Annotated in this window: 1 protein-coding gene; it reads left to right on the top strand. The window is 72.8% G+C overall.

Annotation, left to right across the window (positions count from 1 at the left end):
- Positions 1 to 123 precede the first annotated feature (123 nt).
- On the top strand, positions 124 to 930 hold the full coding sequence (locus tag QN350_RS19675) for a FadR/GntR family transcriptional regulator (RefSeq protein ID WP_323517197.1): 807 nt from the start codon (positions 124 to 126) through the stop codon (positions 928 to 930).
- The last annotated feature ends 43 nt before the right edge of the window (positions 931 to 973 follow it).

Below are 973 nucleotides of genomic sequence, written 5' to 3'. Positions count from 1 at the left end.
GGGTGGGGAATAGGGGTGGACCCGGGCATCCGTCGCCGTGTAGTGTGTGGTCAGACCACAGCGGCTTCGTTCCACAGTCGCCGCCCCAACGACCGACACCACCCCACTGCCGAGGAGGAGCCCGTGACCGTTGACGCCGTGCCCGCGGAGGGCGCACTCCCCGACGAACGCCGGGCCTGGGAACTCGTGCTCGAGTCGATCGAGCGGGACCTGCTCTCCGGGCGGCTGCGACCCGGGGATCGCCTCGCACCCGAACGCGCCCTCGCCGCCTCCCTCGGAGTCGGCCGGTCGAGCGTGCGCGAAGCGCTCCGGGTGCTCGAAGTGCTCGGACTCATCCGCACCGCGACCGGCTCCGGGCCGACGTCCGGGGCGATCATCGTGGCGCTGCCGGGCGGCGGAATGTCGGCGCTGATGCGGCTGCAGGTCGCGGCCCAGGGGTTCCCGGTGGCGGATGTCGTGAAGACCAGACTCGTTCTCGAGGCAGCCGTCGTGACCGAGCTCGCCGACGCCAACGGCCCGGCCAGGGTCGGCACCGCGTCCCTGGCCCGCGCGGAACAGCTCCTCGACGCGATGGACGCCCCGGGCCGGACCGAGGCCGAGTTCCTCGCGCTCGACGCCCAGTTCCACCTCTCCCTCGCCGAGGCGTCCGGGAACCAGGTCATCACCGCGACCATGGCCGGGCTCCGCAGCGCGATCGAAGCGTACGCACGCGCGGGCGTTGCCCGGCTCGGGTCGTGGGCGGAGACATCCGCTCGCCTCAGGCTCGAACACCGCGAGATCGTCGCGTGCATTCGCGCGGCCGACCCCGCCGCGGCCCGCCGGACCGTCCAGGCCCACATCGCGGGCTATTACGCCGAGACCCGGCTCACGGCACGACCTGGCGATCCCGACCTCGTCGGGGCACCGCTCCGCCAACCCGACCTGAACTGACCTGACCTGAACCACCGATCACCTGACCGCCCGACCGCCGTAG

This window comes from Cryobacterium sp. 10I5 (genome assembly GCF_035019865.1).
Taxonomy (GTDB): Bacteria; Actinomycetota; Actinomycetes; order Actinomycetales; family Microbacteriaceae; genus Cryobacterium; species Cryobacterium breve_A.
Note: the sequence above shows the minus strand (reverse complement) of the source record. Positions and strands in the feature narration are given on the sequence as shown.